The 19,822-nt window shown below is 72.0% G+C and carries 20 protein-coding genes; 3 read left to right on the plus strand and 17 right to left on the minus strand.

What is annotated here, in order from left to right; genetic code table 11:
• Positions 1-15 precede the first annotated feature (15 nt).
• From ACLIBK_RS12795 to ACLIBK_RS12860, 14 genes are all read right to left on the minus strand, one after another.
• Positions 16-561 carry a hypothetical protein gene (locus ACLIBK_RS12795; protein ID WP_415387647.1) on the minus strand — a complete coding sequence of 182 codons (546 nt, stop codon included), beginning with the start codon at positions 559-561 and terminating at the stop codon, positions 16-18.
• Positions 558-1,865: an aconitase family protein gene (locus tag ACLIBK_RS12800; RefSeq protein ID WP_415387648.1), complete on the minus strand. Its 1,308-nt coding sequence runs from the start codon at positions 1,863-1,865 to the stop codon at positions 558-560. Before ACLIBK_RS12800 ends, ACLIBK_RS12795 begins: the two co-directional genes overlap by 4 nt.
• Complete coding sequence (locus ACLIBK_RS12805) at positions 1,862-2,833, minus strand: Bug family tripartite tricarboxylate transporter substrate binding protein (protein WP_415387649.1); 972 nt, start codon at positions 2,831-2,833, stop codon at positions 1,862-1,864. Before ACLIBK_RS12805 ends, ACLIBK_RS12800 begins: the two co-directional genes overlap by 4 nt.
• Complete coding sequence (locus ACLIBK_RS12810; protein WP_415387650.1) at positions 2,830-4,119, minus strand: 3-isopropylmalate dehydratase large subunit; 1,290 nt, start codon at positions 4,117-4,119, stop codon at positions 2,830-2,832. Before ACLIBK_RS12810 ends, ACLIBK_RS12805 begins: the two co-directional genes overlap by 4 nt.
• 14 nt (positions 4,120-4,133) lie before the next feature.
• Positions 4,134-5,108: a Bug family tripartite tricarboxylate transporter substrate binding protein gene (locus ACLIBK_RS12815; protein WP_415387651.1), complete on the minus strand. Its 975-nt coding sequence runs from the start codon at positions 5,106-5,108 to the stop codon at positions 4,134-4,136.
• Between the two features lie 142 nt (positions 5,109-5,250).
• Positions 5,251-6,228, minus strand: a complete 978-nt coding sequence (locus ACLIBK_RS12820) for a Bug family tripartite tricarboxylate transporter substrate binding protein (RefSeq protein WP_415387652.1) — start codon at positions 6,226-6,228, stop codon at positions 5,251-5,253.
• 100 nt (positions 6,229-6,328) lie between these two features.
• Positions 6,329-7,117: an enoyl-CoA hydratase/isomerase family protein gene (locus tag ACLIBK_RS12825; RefSeq protein WP_415387653.1), complete on the minus strand. Its 789-nt coding sequence runs from the start codon at positions 7,115-7,117 to the stop codon at positions 6,329-6,331.
• A gap of 23 nt (positions 7,118-7,140) precedes the next feature.
• Positions 7,141-7,743 carry a carboxymuconolactone decarboxylase family protein gene (locus tag ACLIBK_RS12830; RefSeq protein WP_415387654.1) on the minus strand — a complete coding sequence of 201 codons (603 nt, stop codon included), beginning with the start codon at positions 7,741-7,743 and terminating at the stop codon, positions 7,141-7,143.
• A gap of 14 nt (positions 7,744-7,757) precedes the next feature.
• A complete protein-coding gene (locus ACLIBK_RS12835) occupies positions 7,758-9,002 on the minus strand; it encodes a CaiB/BaiF CoA transferase family protein (RefSeq protein ID WP_415387655.1) in 1,245 nt (414 codons plus the stop codon).
• Positions 8,995-9,606, minus strand: coding sequence for a glutathione S-transferase family protein (locus ACLIBK_RS12840; protein ID WP_415387656.1), 612 nt, complete (start codon positions 9,604-9,606; stop codon positions 8,995-8,997). The genes ACLIBK_RS12835 and ACLIBK_RS12840 overlap by 8 nt, the downstream gene beginning before the upstream one ends.
• A 114-nt stretch (positions 9,607-9,720) precedes the next feature.
• On the minus strand, positions 9,721-10,461 hold the full coding sequence (locus ACLIBK_RS12845; protein WP_415387657.1) for a GntR family transcriptional regulator: 741 nt from the start codon (positions 10,459-10,461) through the stop codon (positions 9,721-9,723).
• A 45-nt stretch (positions 10,462-10,506) separates the two neighbouring features.
• Positions 10,507-11,421, minus strand: coding sequence for a 2-hydroxyacid dehydrogenase (locus tag ACLIBK_RS12850; RefSeq protein WP_415387658.1), 915 nt, complete (start codon positions 11,419-11,421; stop codon positions 10,507-10,509).
• Positions 11,418-12,068: a fumarate hydratase C-terminal domain-containing protein gene (locus tag ACLIBK_RS12855; protein WP_415387659.1), complete on the minus strand. Its 651-nt coding sequence runs from the start codon at positions 12,066-12,068 to the stop codon at positions 11,418-11,420. Before ACLIBK_RS12855 ends, ACLIBK_RS12850 begins: the two co-directional genes overlap by 4 nt.
• A gap of 3 nt (positions 12,069-12,071) precedes the next feature.
• Positions 12,072-12,941, minus strand: coding sequence for a fumarate hydratase (locus ACLIBK_RS12860; RefSeq protein ID WP_415387660.1), 870 nt, complete (start codon positions 12,939-12,941; stop codon positions 12,072-12,074).
• 155 nt (positions 12,942-13,096) lie between these two features.
• Between ACLIBK_RS12860 and ACLIBK_RS12865 the strand changes: the two genes are divergently transcribed.
• The 3 genes from ACLIBK_RS12865 to ACLIBK_RS12875 are packed head-to-tail and all read left to right on the plus strand — an operon-like array spanning position 13,097 to position 15,795.
• A complete protein-coding gene (locus ACLIBK_RS12865; protein WP_415387661.1) occupies positions 13,097-13,939 on the plus strand; it encodes an alpha/beta fold hydrolase in 843 nt (280 codons plus the stop codon).
• Entirely contained in the window at positions 13,936-14,910 is a 975-nt protein-coding gene (locus tag ACLIBK_RS12870; protein WP_415387662.1) for a Bug family tripartite tricarboxylate transporter substrate binding protein, read from the plus strand. The genes ACLIBK_RS12865 and ACLIBK_RS12870 overlap by 4 nt, the downstream gene beginning before the upstream one ends.
• 12 nt (positions 14,911-14,922) lie before the next feature.
• Complete coding sequence (locus tag ACLIBK_RS12875; protein ID WP_415387663.1) at positions 14,923-15,795, plus strand: alpha/beta fold hydrolase; 873 nt, start codon at positions 14,923-14,925, stop codon at positions 15,793-15,795.
• A 336-nt stretch (positions 15,796-16,131) separates the two neighbouring features.
• On the opposite strand, the gene ACLIBK_RS12880 is transcribed toward ACLIBK_RS12875, so the two are convergent.
• From ACLIBK_RS12880 to ACLIBK_RS12890, 3 genes are all read right to left on the minus strand, one after another.
• Positions 16,132-17,259: a sterol desaturase family protein gene (locus ACLIBK_RS12880; protein ID WP_415387664.1), complete on the minus strand. Its 1,128-nt coding sequence runs from the start codon at positions 17,257-17,259 to the stop codon at positions 16,132-16,134.
• Positions 17,260-17,475: 216 nt separating this feature from the next.
• Positions 17,476-18,759 (minus strand): amidohydrolase family protein, encoded by a 1,284-nt coding sequence (locus ACLIBK_RS12885; protein ID WP_415387665.1) that lies wholly within the window; start codon positions 18,757-18,759, stop codon positions 17,476-17,478.
• A 29-nt stretch (positions 18,760-18,788) separates the two neighbouring features.
• Entirely contained in the window at positions 18,789-19,619 is an 831-nt protein-coding gene (locus tag ACLIBK_RS12890) for an SDR family NAD(P)-dependent oxidoreductase (RefSeq protein WP_415387666.1), read from the minus strand.
• Positions 19,620-19,822: the final 203 nt, after the last annotated feature.

Here is a 19,822-nt window from a genome sequence, read left to right on the forward strand (position 1 = left end):
GCGGGTAGGGGCGCGTCAGGCGCCCGGCAGGGCCGCGGTCGCGCGGCGTTCGGCGAACTCCCGCTCCAGCAGCGGGATGGTTCCCCCGGCCTGCCAGATCTCCACCATGCGGGGGGAGAAGGGGCGGGACTGCAGCACCTGGCCGCTGGCGGTGCGGATGATGCCCGTGGCGGGGTCTGCTTCCAGCACCTCGCCGTCCTCCACCGCCGCGGTGATGCCGGGACAGGTCATGATGGGCAGGCCGACATTGAGCGCGCGGCGGATGATGCCGGACTCGCAGGACTCCACGATGACCACGGAAATGCCGGAGACCTTGATCGCGACGCTGACCTCCACGTGGTTGTGGTGGCCGAAATTGGTGCCGCCGACCACGATGTCGCCGGGCTTCACCTCGGCCGGGAATTCCGGGCGCAGGCTGCGGAAGCACATGGCGCGCAGCGTGTCCTCGTCGAAGGCTTTGCCGAAGCCCTCGCGCACCACGGAGAACTCGATGATCCCGTCGTCGCCGCTGACGTTGTCGCCGAATTTCCAGACCCGGCCGCGCCGCGTGGTGTCGCTCATGCTGCTCCTCCGGCCGATCCGTCCAGCAACTCGCGCGGGTCGATGATCTGGCCCGCCACCGCCGCGGCAGCCACCGCGTAGGGGCCGGCCAGGTAGATCTCCGCGGAACGGCTGCCGTTGCGGCCCGTGTAGTTGAACTGGTTGCTGGAAATCAGCACCTCGCCATCTGCGAGCTGCCCCTGGTAGCCCCAGCAGGTCGTGCAGCCCGGGGCCAGCACGGTGGCCCCGGCCTCGGCGAAGGTTTCCAGCAGGCCTTCGCGTGCGGCGTTGGCGTAGACCTCGCGGCTGCCGGGGGTGATGTAGAGGGTCACGCCTTCCGCCACCCGCCGGCCGCGCAGCACCGCGGCGGCGGCGCGCATGTCGTCCAGCCGGTTGCCGGCGCAGGAGCCGATGGTGGCCTGGTTGATGGGGCGCCCCGCCACGGCGCCGACCTCCACACCGCCATGCACTTCCGGCGGCACCGTCACCATCGGCGACAGGGCGGAGAGGTCGTAGGTGACCTCCACCGCGTATTCCGCGTCCGCGTCGGCCTCCACGGCGGTGAAGGGACAGCCGGCGGCGCGTTCCCGCACGTAGTCCAGCGCCGCCGCGTCCAGCGCCATCAGCGCGGTGTCGGCGCCGGCGTGGTAGAGGCAGGCGAGCACGCCCTGGCGCTCGTCCAGGCTCAGGGCGGACACGCCCTCGCCGACGAACTCCGCGGCGCATTGCAGGAGGCGGTCGGTGGGGCCGAAGTCGCGCAGGATCACCTGCGCCAGGTCGCGGCCCGAAACGCCGAAGGGCAGGCGCCCCGTCAGGGTGAAGCGGGCGCCACGCGGCACCTGCACCCAGCTCTCGTCGCACAGCAGCGGGATCAGCACCTCCCGCGAGATGGGGATGCAGAGCGCGCCCAGGGCACCGATGCTGGCGATGTTCTGCTCGTCGCCGAAGATCAGCGTGCCCGGGCGGGCGATGCCGCGCTCGGCCAGCAGCAGGTGGCGCATGCCGGTGCCGGGGCCGAAGAAGTTCATGATGCCCTGCTCGGCGCAGAATTCCCGCATCCGCTTGTGCGACTGATGGTGGGCGGAGCCCATGGCGGCGGAGGTGGTGTGGTCCACCACGATCACTGCCTTGTCCGGCCGCGGCAGCCGGGCGATGCCGGTGCGCGCCATGTCGGCCATCTGCACGGGCCAGTTCAGCTCCATGCTGACCGTGGCGTCGGGCGTGACCGTGACGTATTCGCCCGCCTCCACCCGGGCGCGGCCGGCGGCGCGGGCGATGATCTTCTGCGCGGCGGTCTGGCCGCGCGGCGCGCCGGTCGCGCTCATTCCGGCTTCACCTCGGCCAGCCGGACCACCTCGCCCCATTTCGCCGTTTCCGCCCGCAGGTGGGCGGCGAAGGCGGCGGGGGCGTCGCCGATGCCGCGGGCGCCCTGGTCGGCCAGCAGGCGCTGCGTGTCCGGCTGCGCCAGCGTGGCCAGCAGGGCGGCGTGCAGGGTTTCCAGTCGGTCGGCAGGCAGGCCGGCGGGGGCCACCAGCCCGTACCAGCTTTCCGCCTCGATGCCGGGGATGCCGGCCTCGGCCAGGGTGGGCAGGTCGGGCAGGGCGGCGAAGCGCGTGCTGCTGGCGACGCCCAGCGGCACCAGCGTGCCGTCGCGGATCTGCGGCAGCACCACGGGGGCGTCCACGAACATCAGCTGCACCCGGCCGGCCACGAGGTCCGTCACCGCCGGCGCCGCGCCGCGATAGGGGACGTGCACGATCTCGATCCCCGTGCGCAGCCGGAACAGCTCCGCCGCCAGGTGCGGAAAGGTGCCGTTGCCGGCGGAGGCGAAGTTCAGCCCGCCCGGCCGCGCCTTGGCCAGGGCCACCAGCGCCCGCACGTCGCGGGCCGGCACGTCCTTGTTCACCACCAGCAGTTCCGGCACGCCCACGGCCTGCGCGACCGGCGTCAGGTCGCGCAGCGGGTCGAAGGGCATGCGCGGCAGCAGGCTGGGCGCCACCGCCAGGGCGCCCGGGCCGCCGAGGCCGATCGTGTAGCCGTCCGGCGCGGCCTTCGCCACGACGTCCATGCCCACCAGCCCGCCCGCGCCGGGACGGTTGTCCAGCACCACGGGCTGCCGCAGCTGGTCGGACAGGCCGCGCGCCAGGATGCGGCCGAAGATGTCCACCGGCCCGCCGGGCGCGAAAGGCACGATCAGGCGCACCGGCTGTGCCGGGAAGCCTTGCGCCGCCGCGAAACCGGGAAGGGCGGCCAGCGCGGCGGCCCCGAGGAAATGCCGGCGTCGCATGGTCATGCCGCCTCCCGCACGGGTTGCGGCAGCAGGGGTCGCGGATCGGTGATCTCGCCCGCCACCGCCGCGGCGGCCACGGCGTAGGGGCCGGCGAGGAAGACCTCCGCCGAGCGGCTGCCGTTGCGGCCCTGGTAGTTGAATTGCTGGGTGGAGATCAGCACCTCGTTGTTGTTGAGCTGCCCCTGGTAGCCCCAGCAGGTCGTGCAGCCCGGTGCCAGCACAGTGCCGCCGGCGTCGGAGATCACCTCCAGCAGACCTTCCCGCGCCGCGGCCGAATAAACCTCACGGCTGCCGGGCGTGACGTAGAGGGTGACGTGCCGCGCCACCCGGCGGCCGCGCAGCACCGCGGCGGCGGCGCGCATGTCCTCCAGCCGGTTGCCGGCGCAGGAGCCGATGGTGGCCTGGTCGATGCGGCGGCCGCTGACCTCCGCCACCGGCACGCCGCCATGCAGCTCCGGCGGGCGCGTCACCATGGGCACGATCGCCGACAGGTCGTAGTGCGCTTCCAGCACGTAGGCGGCGTCCGGATCGGCCTCGGTCACCTGGAAGGGCCGGCCGGCGGCGCGTGCCTCGACGTAGTGCCGCGCGGTGTCGTCCACCGGCATCACGCCGGTATAGGCGCCGGCGTGGAACAGCGAGGCGAGGATCGTCTGGCGGTCATCCATGAAGAGCCCGGCGATGGCGGGGCCGCAGAACTCCACGCAGGTGCCGAGCAGCCGGTCGGTGGCGCCGAAGTCGCGGATCATCGTCTGGATCAGGTCGCGCGCGGTGACGCCGAAGGGCAGGCTGCCGGTGAGCGTGATGCGCGCGGAAGGCGGCACGGCGAGCCAGTTGCGGTCCTCGATCAGCGACACGATCACCTCGGTCGAGATCGGGATGTTGAGCGCCCCTACCGCGCCGATGCTGGCGATGTTGCCCTCGTCGGAGAAGACCAGCATGCCCGGCCGCGCCAGGCCGCGTTCCACCATCACCAGGTGGCGCAAGCCGCTGCCGGGGCCGAAGAAGTTCTCGATGCCCTGCTCCTCGCACCAGTCGCGCAGCGTGCGGTGCGTCTGGTAGTGGTGCGATCCCATGGCGGCGGAGGTGGAATGGTCGATCACCATCACCGCCTTGTCCGGGCGGGGGATGCGCTCCACGCCGATGCGCTGCAGGTTACGGAGGTGGCCGGGCCAGAACAGCTCCTGGCAGACGGTGTGGTCGGCCGAGACGGTGACGTATTCCCCCACCTCCACCGCGTCGCGCCCCAGCGCCCGGGCGATGATCTTCTGCGCCACCGTCTGGCCGGCCACGCTCGCCGCGCCCCTCAGCTCGGCCGCGTATTGGCGGCGCGGGACACTTCCGCCCAGCGGGCAATCTCCCGCCGGATGTGGTCCATCAGCGCTTCCGGCGTGCCCGGGGCGGCGGTGGCGCCCTGGGAGGCGATGATCTGCTTCACCTCCGGCTCGCCCAGCACCTCCACCACCGTGCGGCGCAGGATGGCCAAGCGATCCGGCGGCGTGGCGGCGGGGGCCAGCAGGCAGTACCAGTTCTCCAGCTCCATGTCGGGCACGCCGGCCTCGGCCAGGGTGGGGACCTCGGGCAGGGCGGGCATGCGGCGGCCGGTGGTCACCGCCAGGGCGCGCAGCTCGCCGGACTGGATAAAGGGCAGCATGGCCGGGCCCTCGCCGATCATCATCTGGATCTGGCCGGACACGAGGTCGGTGGTGGCGGGTGCCGCGCCGCGATAGGGCACGTGCACGATGTCGATCCCCGTGCGCAGCCGCAGCAGCTCCCCCGCCAGATGCGGGCCGGTGCCGTTGCCGCCGGAACCGTAGGACAAGGTGCCAGGGCTGCTCCTGGCCAGGGCCACCAGCTCGGCGACGGTGCGAGCCGGCACCTTGGGGTTCACCGCCAGGATTTCCGGCACCAGGGTCAGCATGGTGATGGCCGCGAAATCCTTCAGCGGCTCGTAGGGCGTCTGCACCATCAGGCTGAGCGCGCCCGCGAGCGATCCGGTGCCGCCAACGCCCAGCGTGTAGCCGTCGGCCGGGGCCTTGGCGACGATCTCCATCCCCAGCACGCCGCCGGCGCCGCCGCGGCTGTCCACCACCACCGGCTGCTTCAGCCGCTCCGTGATACTGCGGCCGATGGCGCGGCTGAAGGCGTCCGCCGGGCCGCCGGGGGCATAGGGCAGCACCCAGCGGATCGGACGGTTGGGGAAGGGTTCGGCCTGGGCGAGAGCGGGGCGGCCGAGGCCGGCGGCGAGCAGGCCGAGGCCCGCGAGTTGTCGGCGATGCATCCGTTTCCTTCCCCCTGCAGGACCCGTTGGCCGGGTTCCACGCCGGCGCACTCAAGCACGGCGCAGCAGAATAGAGAATAAGCTGATTGAATGACCTTTTGCCATTCTTCGGGTCGCGGTGAGGCCGGGGCCGCGCTGCCGCTCAGTCCGCCTTGATGTTGGCCACGCGGATCACCTCGCCCCACTTGGTCGTTTCCGAGCGCAGAAAGGTGGCGAGCTCGGCCGGCGTGCCGCCGACCACCAGCCCGCCCTGGTCCGCGAGGCTTTGCCGCACCGAGGTCTCGCCCAGTGCCGAGACGGCGGCATCGTGCAGCACGGCGATGCGGTCGGGCGGCGTGCCGGCCGGGGCGAACAGGGCGTACCAGGTTTCCGAGATCACCTCCGGCGCCCCGGCTTCCCGCATCGTGGGCAGGTCGGGCAGCACGGCCAGACGCGCCTCGGCCGTCACCGCCAGGCCCAGCAGCGCGCCGCCGCGCAGGTGGGAGATCACCACGGGCACGTCGGCCAGGATCATGTCGATGGTGCCGCCCAGCAGGTCCGTCACCGCCGGCGCCGCGCCGCGATAGGGCACGTGCACGATGTCGGTGCCGGTGCGCAGCTTGAACAGCTCCCCCGCCAGGTGCAGCGAGCTGCCGTTGCCGGCGGAAGCGTAGGTCAGCTTGCCCGGTTGGCGCTTGGCCAGGGCCACGAGCTCCGCCAGCGTCTTCACCCCCAGCAGGGGGTTCACCACCAGGATCTGCGGCACCGACAGCACGTGGGTGATCGGCGCCAGGTCCTTGTTCACGTCATAGGCCATGCGCGGCATCAGCTGCGGCAGCACCACCAGCGCGCCGGTGGAGGCCAGCACCGCCGTCAGCCCGTCCGGCCGGCTGCGCGCCGCGGCTTCCACCCCCACCATGCCGCCGGCGCCGGAGCGGCTGTCCACCACCACGGGCTGGCGCAGCCGCGTGCCCATCGCCTGGCCGAGGATGCGGGCGATGATGTCGGCCGGACCGCCCGCGGCGAAGGGCACGATCAGCCGCACCGGCTGGTCCGGGAAGCCCGTCTGCGCCGCTACGGGAAAGGCCGGCGCCGCGGCGAGTGCCGTCAGCAGGCCGAGGCTCCGACGTCGGGTGAGCACGGTGGTGTTCCTCCTCATGCGCCCGCGTCGCGGGTCTCTTCCTTACAGCTGCACTATCGGCCTTTCTTGTCGTGTTCCGGCCGCCCTGCCAGGCGCGCGCTCAGCGCCCCTGGAACACCGGCTTTCGCTTCTCGGCAAAGGCGCGCTGGGCTTCTCGCGTGTCCTCCGTACGCGCCAGCGCTACGGTTTGCGTCTGCTCGAAGCGGTAGCCGTCGCGCAGCGGCATCTCCTCCGTCAGGTTGAAGGAGCGCTTGGCGGCCTGCACGGCCAGCGGCGCCTTGCCGGCGATCTGCCGGGCAATGGCGGTGGCTTCGGCCAGCAGCGCCTCGCGCGGGACGCAGAGGGAGGCGGCGTTCATCCGGAACAGCTCCGGCCCGGTGATGCGCTTGGCCGTGTAGATCATCAGCCGCGCGTCGGACTGGCCGAAGAAGCGCAGCACGTGGCGCACGCCGCCGGCCAGGCCGACATCCACCTCGGTCATCGACAGGAAGCTTTCTTCCGCCACCACGAGGATGTCGCAGCACAGGGCCAGCACGCAGCCGGCGCCGATGGCCGGGCCGTTCACCGCGGCGACGATGGGCTTGCCGCATTCCATCACTGCGTCGAAGGAGGCGCGCACGAGACGGTTGTGCCGGGGATAGGCGCCGGCTTCCTCCGCCAGGTTGGGCCGTTCCCGCAGGTCCGCGCCGGCGGAAAAGGCGCGGCCCTCGCCGGTGAGCACCACGGCGCGCACGTCGGCGGTGTCGTGGATCACGTCGAAGACGCGCACGATCTCCTCGCGGAAGCGGCGGTCCTGGGCGTTCACGGGCGGCGCGGTGATGGTGACAGTGGCGACGTGCTCCGCCAGTTCGACGCGGAAGCGTTCCAGCCCGTCCAGTCCGGAGATCATCGCGGTGTCTTCCTCGCTGGGGCTCAAACGGTATCGGCAACGCGGGCGGGCGGCAGCGGCGCCAAGCCGTGCTCGGGCGGCTGCAGCGGCGCCGGGACGCCCTCGGGCAGCGGGATCTCGTGCACGTTCAGCGTCATCGAGACCATGGTGTAGTAGCCGATCACCGCGGTCAGCTCGACGGCGCCGCGGGCGCCCCAGCGTTCGCAAACGGCGTCGTAGATCGGCGTCGGCACCTGGCCGCCCAGTTGCAGCGCGCGGGTGAACTCGTAGACCAGCGCCTCGTCGGGATCGGTGAAGATTGGCGCCTCGCCGCGCGCCATGGCATCCAGCGCGGATTGCGCAATGCCGGCCTCCGCCGCCGCGCGGGCATGCACCCACCATTCCACCTGGCTGGACCAGCGTCGGCCGGTGACCACGATGGCCAGCTCGTTCAGCCGCTTGGGCAGGCATGTGCCGTAGCGCAGGAACTCGCCCAGATGCGACCAGCGCTGCGCCAGCTCGGGGCTGTGGATCACCGCGCGCAGCGGGCCGATCATCTGCCCGCGCGGGCCGGCCACCACGCCGTCATACACGCGGCGCTGCTCGGGCGACATTTCCTCGGGCGAGGGGAGGGGGATACGGGCCATGGAGCGAGACTCCCTCAGATGACGCCGGAGGCGGCGAGGCCGTCGATCTCCGACGCCTCCAGCCCGAGCTCGCGCAGCACCTCGGCGGTGTGCTGGCCCAACGTCGGCGGCGCGCGGTCGAAGCGCAGTGGGCTCTCGGCGAAGCGCAGCGGGCTGACCACCTGCGGCACGCTGCCGGCCACAGGATGCGGCAGGTGCCGCAGCATCTCGCGATGGCGGATCTGCGGGTCGTCGAAGACTTGCGGCACGTCGTTGATCGGCGCGCAGGGCACGCCGGCCGCGTCCAGCGCCCGCATCAGCGCGTCGCGACCGAATTCGCGGAAGCGGTCCGCCAGCAGCGGCGTCAGTGCGGGATTGTTGCGCACGCGGCCAGCGTTGGTGGCGAAGCGTTCGTCCGTCGCCCAGTCCGGGCGCTCGATCGCCTCGCACAGCTTGCGGAACTGGCCGTCATTGCCGACGGCCAGCACGAAAAAGCCGTCGGCGCAGGGGAACACGTCCTGCGGCTGGATGTTAGGGTGGCGATTGCCGCCGCGCTTCGGCGGACGGCCGGAGAGCAGCCAGTTGGTCGCCTGGTTGGCCAGGAAGGCCGCCTGCACGTCCAGCATGGCGAGGTCGATGGTGTCGCCCACCCCCGTCTCGTTCCGCCGCGCCAGGGCGGCAAGCACGGCCACCGCGGCGTACATGCCGGTCATCAGGTCCACGATGGGCACGCCGACCTTTTGCGGCCCGCCACCGGGCGCGTCGTCGCGCTCGCCGGTGATGCTCATCAGCCCGCCCATCGCCTGGATGGCGAAGTCGTAGGCGGCCTGGTCGGCGCGCGGCCCGTCCTGGCCGAAGCCGGTGACGGAGCAGTAGATCAGCCGCGGGTTGATCGCGCGCAGCGAGGCCGCGTCCAGCCCGTATTTCGCCAGCGCGCCGGCCTTGAAGTTCTCCAGCACGAGGTCGGCACCCTGCGCGAGCTGGCGGATTACCGCTTGGCCCTCGGGCTTGGCCATGTCGATGGTGACGGAGCGCTTGCCGCGGTTCACCGCCAGGAAGTAGCCGGCATCGCGCGTCGGCTCGCCCGCCGCGTCCTTCAGGAAGGGCGGGCCCCAGGCGCGCGTGTCGTCGCCGACGCCGGGGCGTTCCACCTTGATCACGTCGGCGCCGAGATCGGCCAGGATCTGCGTCGCCCAGGGCGCGGCCATGATGCGGCTGAGGTCCAGCACCCGCACATGCGAGAGCGGACCCTGCCGCGGTGCCGGCGCGGTTTCAGCCATCGATCGCCTCCGTGGCGCGGGCAGAAGGGCGCGCGCTGAAGCTGGCGTGCCAAGCCGCCAGCGCCGGCCGGCCGTCGCGCCAGCCGAGGTCGGCGAAGCGGAAATCCAGGTAGGACAGGGCGCAGCCCAGGGACACGTGGCCGATATCGAAGGGCGCCGCCGCCAGCCTCGGCGCGTCGCGTTCCAGCTTGTCCAGCGTGGCGCGGTACTTGGTGGCGAAGCTGTCCAGAAAATTCTGCAGCTGGGCCGCGGGGGGCTTCTCGCGCTCGTTGCGCCAGAGGATGAGCAGGTCGAGCAAGCCGTTGCCCAGCGCCTGCCGCGTCAGTGCGTCCCAGCGCGCTTCGCCGCGCGGGAACAGGCGGCCGCCACCGGCCAGGTCGTCGAGGTATTCGCAGATGGTCAGGCTGTCGAAGAGCACGCGGCCATCCGCCAGCACCAGGGTGGGGATCTTGCTCAGCGGGTTGTCGTGCAGCAGCTCGGCATTCGGCATGCCCATGCTGACCAGGGTGCGCACCGTCTCGAAGCGCTCGGCCAGGCCCAGTTCGTGCGCCGCCACCATCACCTTGCGCACAAAGGGCGAACGCGGGGACCAGTGCAGCTTCATGCGGCGTTCCGCCGGGCGCGGTCCGGGTGGAGCATGGCGTTCCCATTCAACCTTTTAGCCAGTCTTATGGCCTTTATGGCGGAGCCGATCCGGCGCGTCCAGCCCGATCGCTGGCTATTTCAGCTTGATGTCGATCCGCACCACGTCGCCGCGATAGATGCCGTCGGCCACCAGCACCAGCGTGCCGTGCTCGTCCACGGCGGCGCGGTGCACGAAGGCGACCGGCGCGTTCAGCGGCAGTTGCAGCGCGTCGGCGGTTTCCACATCGGCCACGCCGACGGTCAGGGTTTGCCGTGCGTCCACGATGCGCACGCCCTTCAAGCCGGACACCAGCCGCAGCGCGGTCTTGCTGCTCAGGTCCGCGTCGCTCACCAGCGGCGAGAGGCGCTGGTCGAGATAAACATCGGCCAGCAGGAAGGGCTGCCCGTCGCGCCAATGGCGGCGGCGGATGTGGCGGTAGAGCGGCGCCGGCTCCCCGATGCTGTCGGGAACAGTGGTGCCGGGCAGCCCATCGCGGTCACCGAGAATTTCGATTTCGGCGCCCTCGCGGGAACGCAGCAGTCCGTTCCAATCCGCTTCCACGTCGCACCATAGCCGGTTGGCCGGCGTTTTGCGGACAAAGGTGCCCTTGGCGCGGAAGCGCTCGATCAGCCCGTCGTCTTCCAACTGGTCCAGCGCCTGCCGGATGGTGGCGCGGGCCACGCTGCATTCCGCCGCCAACTCGTCCACCGTCGGGATTTGCTGGCCAAGCTTCCAGGCGCCCTGCTCGATCCGTCGCCGGAACAGCGTAGCGAGCTGGAGGTAGCGCGGCACGGCGCTACGGCTGAGGTCGAGCTTGCCCGGGGACGCGTTCATGCCTTCTTGTCGCACATCCCATGGCCGACCGGCGAGCGCCGGCGCTCAGGCCGCGGCGTTGAAGAAGGGTTGTCCGTCGCGAAAGGCCGTGATGTCGCGCAAGAGGCGCCCAACGATGGCTTCCCGGGTTTCCCGTGTCAGGGAGGCGTAGTGCGGGGCCAGCACGGCGTTCTCCAGCCGCAGGAAGCGCGGGTCCAGGGCCGGCTCGCTCGCGAAAACGTCCAGCCCGGCGCCGGCGATGGTGCCGCCTTCCAGCGCGGCCAGCAGCGCCGGCTCATCCACCACCGAACCGCGCGCGATGTTCACCAGGATGCCCCGCGGGCCGAGTGCCGACAGCACCTCCGCATCCACCATGCCCTGCGTGTCGCTGCCCCCCGGCATGGCCAGGATCAGCGCGTCCGACTGGGCGGCGAGGGCGCGGATCTCCGGCACGAAGGGCCAGGGCGCTTCCGGCTTGGGGCGGGGCCCGGTCCAGGCCACGCGCATGCCGATGCCCGTCAGCCGCTGCGCGATGGCGGCACCGATGCGGCCGAGGCCCACGACACCGGCCGCCTTGCGGTGCAGGCTGCTGCTCGGCGACATGCGTTCCCCCGCCCAGCGGCCGGCGCGCACGAAGCGGTCCGCCTCGGCGATGCGGCGGGACGCGGCGTAGAGCAGGCCCACGGCGAAGTCGGCCACGTCCTCCGTCAGCTCGTCGGGGGTGTGGCACACGGCGATGCCGCACGCCCGCGCTGTGGCGAGGTCGATGCGGTCCAGCCCGACGCCCATGGAGGCGAGCAGGCGCAGCGCCGGCCGGGATTGCAGCACCCCCGCGTCCGCCCCGACCATGCCGGTGGTCACGGCGATGCGCGCGTCCCGCGCCGCCGGGTCGTCGCGCTCGACCACGTCGAAATCGGCGGACAGGGCGTCGCGCAGATCCTTGGGCAGGGTGGCCAGGGCCAGGATGGTTTCGCGGCTCACGCGGCATCTCCGGGAGTGTTCTGGGCGGCGTCGCGGGCGCGGTTGAGCTCCGCCATGATGGCCGGCAGGCGGTTCTCCGCTTCCTCGCTGAGGCTGCCGTAGAGGCTGTTGCCGTGGGCGTCGATGCCCACCGTCACGGGACCCAGCGCTTCCACCCGCAGCGTCACCAGGCGGTAATGCGCGACCAGGTCGTTCCAGTGCACCGACACCACCTCCTGGATCGCGTCCGACAGCAGCGGCGAGCCGCCGCCCACGAAGGAGAAGTACACGCCGCCCACCTCGCGCAGCGCCTCCACGCAACTCGCGTCCAGCCCGCCCTTGCCGCCCACCGCGCGCAGCTGGAACTGCCGGATCAGCCCGGGCATCAGCGGGTTGAAGCGGGTGGAGGTGGTGGGGTTCATGTACAACACCTCGAAGCCGCCACCCGGCACTTCCCGCGAATAGGAGCCGAGGTGGAACAGCCCTTCGCCCTGCAGCGGCCTCGGCGCCTCTCGTTTGCCTTCCGCGACTTCCACCAGGCGGCCGTGGGTGGGCAGGCCGGCGGTGATCACCATCTCCCCGTCCAGCAGCACCATGTCGCCGGCGCGCAGCGACAGCGCATCCTCGCGCGACAGGGGCAGCCGCAGCCGCCGGATCTCCTCGCTCATCGTTTATTCGACCCGTTCCAGGCGCCCGTCCTCATACAGCCGGGCGCGGGTGCGGCGGTTGATCCAGCAGTTGAAGGCCACCGCCACGGGGGTGAAGCCGTGGCCGGCGCTGTACTCGACGTGCACGCCCAGTGCCGTGGTGTCGCCGCCCGTGCCCATCGGGCCGAAGCCGGTGGCGTTCACCGCCTTCAGCAGCCGCTCCTCCATCGCCGCCAGGATGGGCTCCGGGTTGACTGTGCCGTAGTGGCGCAGGGTCGCCTTGGCGGCGAGCTTGGCGCAATGGTCGAAGGAACCGCCGATGCCGACGCCGATGTTGACGGGCGGACAGTGCTGCGAGCCGGCCTTGAGCACGCATTCCATCACGTAGCGCTCGATCTGTTCCAGCGTCGGGAAGGTGAAGATTTCCATCGCCGCCCAGCGGCCGGAGCCCAGCGCCTTGGGCTGGCACACGATGTCCACATGGTCGGCGCCGTCGGCCACGTCCCAGCTCACCAGCGGCATGTCCTTGCCGCGATAGGAGCGCTCGTTGGTCAGCGGGTTGGTGACGTGCTTGAGGAGCGGCGGGCTGGTGGTGGCCACCAGCTCGTCGAAGCCGTCGGAGATGGCGCGCTTGATGTCGCCCTCCAGCCGCACCCCGGTGCCGACGGTGATGAAATAGGTCGGCACGCCGGAATCCGAGCACACCAGCCGGTCCTGGGTTTCCGCCATCTCGGCCGAGCGCAGCAGGATGCCCAGGGTGCGCTGCGCCACCGGGTTGCTCTCGCTCTCGCGGGCGCGGCGCAGCGCGTCCAGCGTGTCGTCGGGCACCTTGCGCAGCGACCATTCGTAGAGCTGCGCGGTGGCGCGCTTCATCATGTCGTAGGTGATCGGCAAGCCGCCTTCGCCTCCTCCCCGTCCCGGGCTCCGCCCGGGTTCGCTTCGCCCAGCAACCTGCCGCGCTGGTTCCATTAAGTCAATGTTATGGACTTTTGACAGGAGCCGACCGGGATGGCAGCGTTCCGGCCGGAAACGGGAGGGGGAAACACACCATGCAACGTCGCGCGGTTCTCGCAGCCCTGCCGGCCGCCCTGGCGGCGAACGGCGCCCGGGGCGCGACGGAGCACACGGCGCTGGACCGCCCCGGCGGCAGGATCACGGTGCTGCGCGACGGGGAAGGCCCCACGATTGTGCTGATCCCCTCCCTCGGCCGGGCGCAGGAGGATTTCGACGCGGTGGTGCCGCGCCTCACCGCCGCGGGCTTTCGCGTTCTGCGGCCGGAACCGCGCGGCATCGGCGGCTCGGCGCCGCTGCAGCCCGGCGCCACGCTGCACGACATGGCCGCCGACGTCGCCGCCGTCATCGAGGCGCAGGGCGGGGCGCCGGTCTTCGTGGCCGGCCACGCGGCGGGCAACTGGGTGGCCCGCGTGCTGGCCTTCGACCGGCCGGAGCTGGTGCGCGCCGTGGCCATGCTGGCCGCGGTGACCGGCACCGACGTGGACCCGGAGATCCGTCGCTCCATCACCGCCAGCTTCACCCTGACGCTGCCGGACGAGGAGCGCCTGCAACACCTGCGCCGCGCCTATTTCGCGCCGGGCAACGACGCGCGGGTCTGGCTGCCGGGCTGGCACCCCGACGTGTCGATGGCCCAACGCGCCGCCGTGGCCGCCACCCGCGACACCGCCTGGCAGCGCGCGGCGGAGCGGCACCCGCTGCTCTACGTTGCCGCCGCGCAGGACGCCATCGCCGCCCCGCCTTCCGAGGCCGCGCTGCGCGAGGCGCTGGGGCCGCGGGTGACGCGGGTGGTGATCGAGAATGCCGGCCACGCCCTGATCCCCGAACAGCCGGCGGCGGTGGCCGAGGCGCTGATCGGCTACGCGCGGGGGCTGGCGTGACCCGGCGGCGCGCACTGCTCGGCACCGGGCTGGCGGCGGGCCTGCTGGGCCACGCGCTGCCGGCCCGCGCCGAGTTTCCCGGCCGCGCGCCGCGGCTGATCGTGCCCTATCCACCCGGCGGCATCACCGACCTCGTGGCGCGCAAGGTGGCGGACGGGCTCGGCACGCAGTGGGAACGCGCGGTGGTGGTGGACAACCGGCCCGGCGCCGGCGGCAACATCGCGGCGCAACTGGCCGCCCGCGCACAGCCCGACGGCAACACGCTGTATGTCGGCTTCGCCGGCACGCACGCGATGAATGTCAGCCTGTACCGCGACCTCGGCTACGACCCGGTGGCGGATTTCACGCCGATCTCGCTGCTGATAGAGGGACCGCTGGCGCTGACGCTGCACCCCTCGGTGCCGGCCACCACCTTGGCGGAGCTGACCGCCTATGCCCGCGCCAACCCCGGGCGCCTCGCCTTCGGCTCCTCCGGCAATGGCGGGGCGTCGCACCGCGCGCTGGAAATCTACAAGGCGCAGGCCGGGCTGGACATCCTGCACGTCCCCTATCGCGGCGCCGCGCAGTCCAACACCGACCTGCTGGGCGGCAAGATCCAGGGCATGTTCGACACGCTGATCACCGCCACGCCCAACATCCGTTCGGGCGGCGTGCGCGCCCTGGCGGTGACCGGCCGCGAGCGCGCCGCGCTGCTGCCCGAGTTGCCTACCATGGCCGAGGCGGGACTGCCCGGCTACCTGTTCCTGACTTGGCTCGGCCTGCTGGCACCCGCCGGCCTGCCGGTGGAGCTCCGCGACCGGCTGAACCGGGATGTCCGGGCCGTGCTGGCGCGCGACGAGCTGCGGCGCTGGTGCGCGGAGAACGGGCTGGAGCCGGCGGCGTCCTCGCCGGAGGATTTCGCGCGGCACATGGCGGACGAAACGGCCCGCTTCGCCGCCTTCGTGCGCGAAACCGGGATGCGGGCGGAATAGGGGGTGCGAAGCGTGAACACGGCGACGGAGCCGGCGGTGGTGCAGGTGCGCGTGAACGGGCTGGGGTTCCGCTGCCGCCTGGACGGACCGGCTGGCGCGCCCTGGATGGTGTTCAGCAACTCGCTGCTCACGGACCTTTCGGTCTGGGATGCGCAGGTGGCGGCGCTGTCCGGCCGGTTCCGCATCCTGCGCTACGACCAGCGCGGCCATGGCGGCACGGAAGTTCCCGCGAAGCCCGCCACGCTGGACGCGCTGATCGAAGATGCCGCGGCGCTGCTGCGGCATTTCGGCGTGTCCGGCGCCGTGGTGGCCGGGGTTTCCATGGGCGCAGCCACCGCGATCGGGCTGGCGGCGCGGCATCCGGCGCTGGTGTCGGCCGTGGTCGCCTCCGACGGGCAGGTGGCCACCGCGCCGGGCGGGGCCGCGGCTTGGCAGGAGCGGATCGACATGGCGCGGGCGCAGGGCATGCCGGCCTTCGCGGAAGCGACGCTGCGGCGCTGGTTCTCGCCGGCATCCCTGGCCACCGCGAACCCGGCCATCCCTCGCGTCCGCGCCATGGTGCTGGCAACGCCGGAGGCCGGCTTCGTCGCCTGCGCGCGGGCCCTGCAGAACTACGACCTGCGCGAGGACCTGCCGCGGGTGCGGCAACCCGCCCTGCTGGTGGCCGGCGCCACGGACGGCGCCATGCCGCGCAGCATGCGCGAGCTGGCCGCGAGCCTTCCGGATGCGCGCTTCGCGGAAATCCCCGATGCCGGCCACCTGCCCTGCATCGAGGCGCCGGACGCATTCAACCGGGTGCTGCGCGATTTCCTGGCCGCCAAGGTGCGGATGGCAGGGAACCAGGCCGAGATCCCTGCCGTGGGCGGTTCCGGCGATGGTGGCTGAGGGTCCGAGGCGGACGGCTGCCGCCCTGGTCACGGCCGCCCGGCAGCGCTGAACGGCCGTGGGACATGCGGCCCAGGAGGCTGCCGGCGGCGACGATCGGTGTTGCGCTTCCTGCGGCCGGCGCCTGTCACGATGCCTCTGCCGTCGTCATGCCGGGCCAGGGTGGTTCAGGTGGAGGGCAGGGCGCGGGTGGCCGCCGTCACTGCCGCCACGACGTTTCGCACCGTCACGCCGCGGCAGGGGCGGAGCGGGCGAGGACGAACCCGTAGGGAATGGCGGGAGGGGGAGCGGCCGCACCGCCACCCAGGCCGGGGCCGGCGCGGGGCGGCCCCGGGTTCACACCGGGGGCGGCGCTGGCGCCTTGCGCTGGAAGGGATACAGGAACTGCCGCCAGATCCCCTTGGGCAGCGGGTCGCCCACCACGCCGTAATGCTCCGGCCAGCGATCGGGGGGCATGTGGTAGGTGCCGAAAATGCGGTCGATCACCGGCAGGTGGGCGGCGTAGTTGATGTCGATCGCCTCCTTGTCGCTGCCGTGGTGCCAGTGGTGGAACAGCGGCGTGGCCACGAGGTATTTCAGCGGCCCGAATTCCAGCCCGAAATTGGAATGCACCAGCCCGGCCTGGAACCCCGCCCAGACGATGTAGCACAGCAGCGGCGTGTCGCTGGCGCCCAGCACGAAGGCCGGCAGCATCACCGCCGTGCGGGTCACCAGCGGTTCCAGGAAGTGCAGGCGGGAACCGGCCATCCAGTCCATCCGCTCCACGCTGTGGTGCACGGCGTGGAAGCGCCACAGGGCCGGCACCTCGTGCATGGCGCGGTGCGTGGCGTATTCCATCAGGTCGGCCGTCACCAGGATGACGGCGAACTGCACGAGGCCGGGCAGGGAGCGGAACCAGCCCTGCAGGTCCGCATTCACGCTCCAGGAAAACAGCGACGGCACGGCGCGGACGCTGACGAACAGGAAGATGCCGATGGCGAGGTGGTTGAAGATGAAGTAGCGGCTGTCGTGCCAGAAGTCGGGCCGCAGGATCGGCTGGTCGCGCCGGTGCGGCACGATCTTCTCCAGCGCGATAAAGGTGATGGCCGAGGCGAGGAGGTCCAGGATGAACCAGTCCAGGCCGATGAAGCCCGGCGCGTCGTAGCGCGGCCCGACCTGCACCGAACTGCCGCCCAGGTACATGGCCAGGCAGGTCAGCAGCAGCCCCAGCGCGCCGAGGCGTTTCTGCCGGTTCAGGGCAAAGGTCAGCAGGCCGAAGGCGGCCGAGAACACCATGCCCGCCGCCAACAGGGTCCGCAGCACCGACAGGTCGTAGCCGGCCCGCAGGGAGGGCGTGGTCAGGAAGTCGGGGAACATGAAGCACAGCACGGCCAGCACGCTGAGCGTCCCCAGCCCCACCGACAGGTAGCCGCTGATCCGGCCCTCGCCCAGGCGCAGGGGGCGGTTTCTCCCGTCCAGCTTCATGTGCCTCCTCCCGACGCGTGCGAGCGACGTTTTCCCTTATACCGGCGAGCCTCGTTTCGACCCAGAGGAAGCAGGAAACCGGGGAGAGGCATCCCCCGACCCCCTTCTGTTTTCGGAATTCGGGGTGCGCCCGTGGCCAGCGGCGCTCTTTGAACCCCTGAAAAAAGGAGGGGGCCCGGGGGAGTTCACTCCCCCGGCCTTCCCTACCCCGTCAGATCAGGACAGGTGCATCACCGCCTTGCGCGGCCGGGTGTCGTGCTTGATGATCGCCCCGTCCTGCATGATCAGCCGCAGCCGCGCCGGGTCTTCCAGCACCCGGATGTCCTGCAGCGGGTCGCCATCCACCAGCAGCAGGTCGGCCAGCATCCCCGGCCGCAGCCGGCCGACCCGGTCGCCCAGGCCGATGCAGTCCGCCGCGGCACCGGTGCCCGCGACAATCGCCTGCATCGGCGTCATGCCGCCTTCCACCATGTGGCCGAACTCCACCGCGTTGCGATTGTGCTGGAAGGGGCCCAGATCGGTGCCGAGGGCGATCTTCAGCCCCGCCGCCACCGCCTTGGGGAAACTCTCGGCTTGGCGCTCCAGCAGGTCGCGGGCCTTGCGCGCGACGTAGTCGGGCAGGGCGGCCGGGTCCGCCGCCTGGATCGCCAGCACCTTGCGGAACACCGCGAAGGTGGGCACCAGCCAGGTGCCCTGCGCCGCCATGCGCTCGATCTGCGCCTCGGTCAGCGCGGCGCCATGCTCGATGCTGTCCACCCCCGCTTCCAGGGCGATGTCCACGCCCTCGCCGCCATAGGCGTGCACCATGGCCGGCTTGCCGGCAGTGTGGGCGGTATCCACGATGGCGCGCACCTCCTCCCGCGAGAACTGGCACACCAGCGGGCCACCCGTGCGCGAGGAGATGCCGCCGGTGGTGCAGAACTTCACCCAGTCGGCGCCGGCGAAGATCATCTCCCGCGTCTTGCGGCGGCAGGCATCGGGGCCGTCGCAGATGCCGTCGGGCAGATAGGGCAGCTTGGGGAAGTCGCGGTCGATGCCGGCGGGCTCGATGTGGTGGTTGTGGCCGCCGGTCTGGCACAGCAGGTTCACGCTGATCTGCAGGCGCGGCCCCGGAATCATGCCGCGCTCCACTGCCTGCTTCATGCCGGCATCCAGCCCGCCCGCGTCGCGCACGGAGGTGAAGCCGGTGAGCAGCATCTCGTGCAGCGTTTGGGCCACGGTGAGCACGCCCAGGGTGGGCGAGATCTGCGCCCGCTGGCCCCAGCTGCCGCCGATGGCCGCCAGGTGGTCGTGGCAGTCGATCATGCCCGGCATCAGCGTCAGGCCCGCCGCGTCCAGCCGCACCGCGTCGGCCGGGCAGTCCAGCTCGGCCTCCGGCGCCACCGCCGCGATCCGCTGCCCGTCGGTCAGCAGCGCGGAGGGGCGGTCGCCGTGGTCCGTGCCGGTGCCGTCGAGGAGCCGGGCCCCGGCGATGTAATGGCGCTTGCCGCTGTCGGGCATGGGCGGGCTCCTCGCAGGCCGGTGGGTGGTCAGGTATGGCCGTCGGGGCCGGCGTGGTCGTGCTGCTCGCCCAGGGCGTAGTGCCCGGCCATGGTGCCGCCATCCACCAGGAACTGCTGCCCGGTGATCCAGTCCGCCTCGGACGACGCCAGGAACAGCACGGTGCGGGCGACCTCCTCCGTTTCGCCCATGCGGCCGAGCGGGATCATGCGGACGTAGCTGTCGCGATAGGCCAGGGACAGGGTCTGCTCGTCGCGCTGGGCGGGCACGTCGATCAGCCCGGGCGCGACGGCGTTGACGTTGATGCGGTGCTGCGCGAGCTCCATGGCCAGGACCTTGGTGAGCATCACCAGCCCCGCCTTGGAGGCGCAGTGCGCTGCGCCGCGCACGCGCCCCATCATGGCCGAGAGGGAGGAGATGTTGACCATCTTGCCCCCCTGGCCGCGCTCGGTCATGTGCCGCGCGACGTGCTTGGACACCAGGAAGGGGCCGGTCAGCTGCACGTCGACCTGCCGGTCCCATTCCGCGCGGCTCATGTCCACCACCAGCTTGTGCAGCACGACGCCGGCGTTGTTCACCAGGATGTCGATGCCGCCCAGCCGCTCGCGCACCTCCGCCACCATGCGCTCCACCTGCGCCTCGTCCGACACGTCCACGGTGACCGCGATGGCCTGGCCGCCCGCCGCCACCAGCCCGGCGCAGCTGCGCTGCGCGGCTTCGGCGTGGATGTCGGCCACCACCACCGTCGCACCCTCGGCGGCGAAGGCTTCCGCGATGGCGAGGCCGATGCCGTTGCCGGCGCCGGTCACCACCGCGACCTTGCCGGAAAAACGCTGCGGGCGGGCGGGCTGCTCTGCCATCTCGGGGAAACCTCCTGGTGGGTGCGGCGGCGGGCCCGGACGGGCGGCGCGGCGATCGGGCACGGCACGCGGCGCCACCGGGACCGCGCCGATCCGCGGCGTTCCCTGCGGCCGCGGCGCGCGACGCCCCCGGGCGATCGGCCGGTCGCAGTGCCCCGCGCCGCGGAGCCAAGCACGCCGCCGCGCGGGCGGGCAACGGCGAA

The organism is Roseomonas sp. BN140053 (genome assembly GCF_047690175.1).
Lineage (GTDB): Bacteria > Pseudomonadota > Alphaproteobacteria > Acetobacterales > Acetobacteraceae > Roseomonas.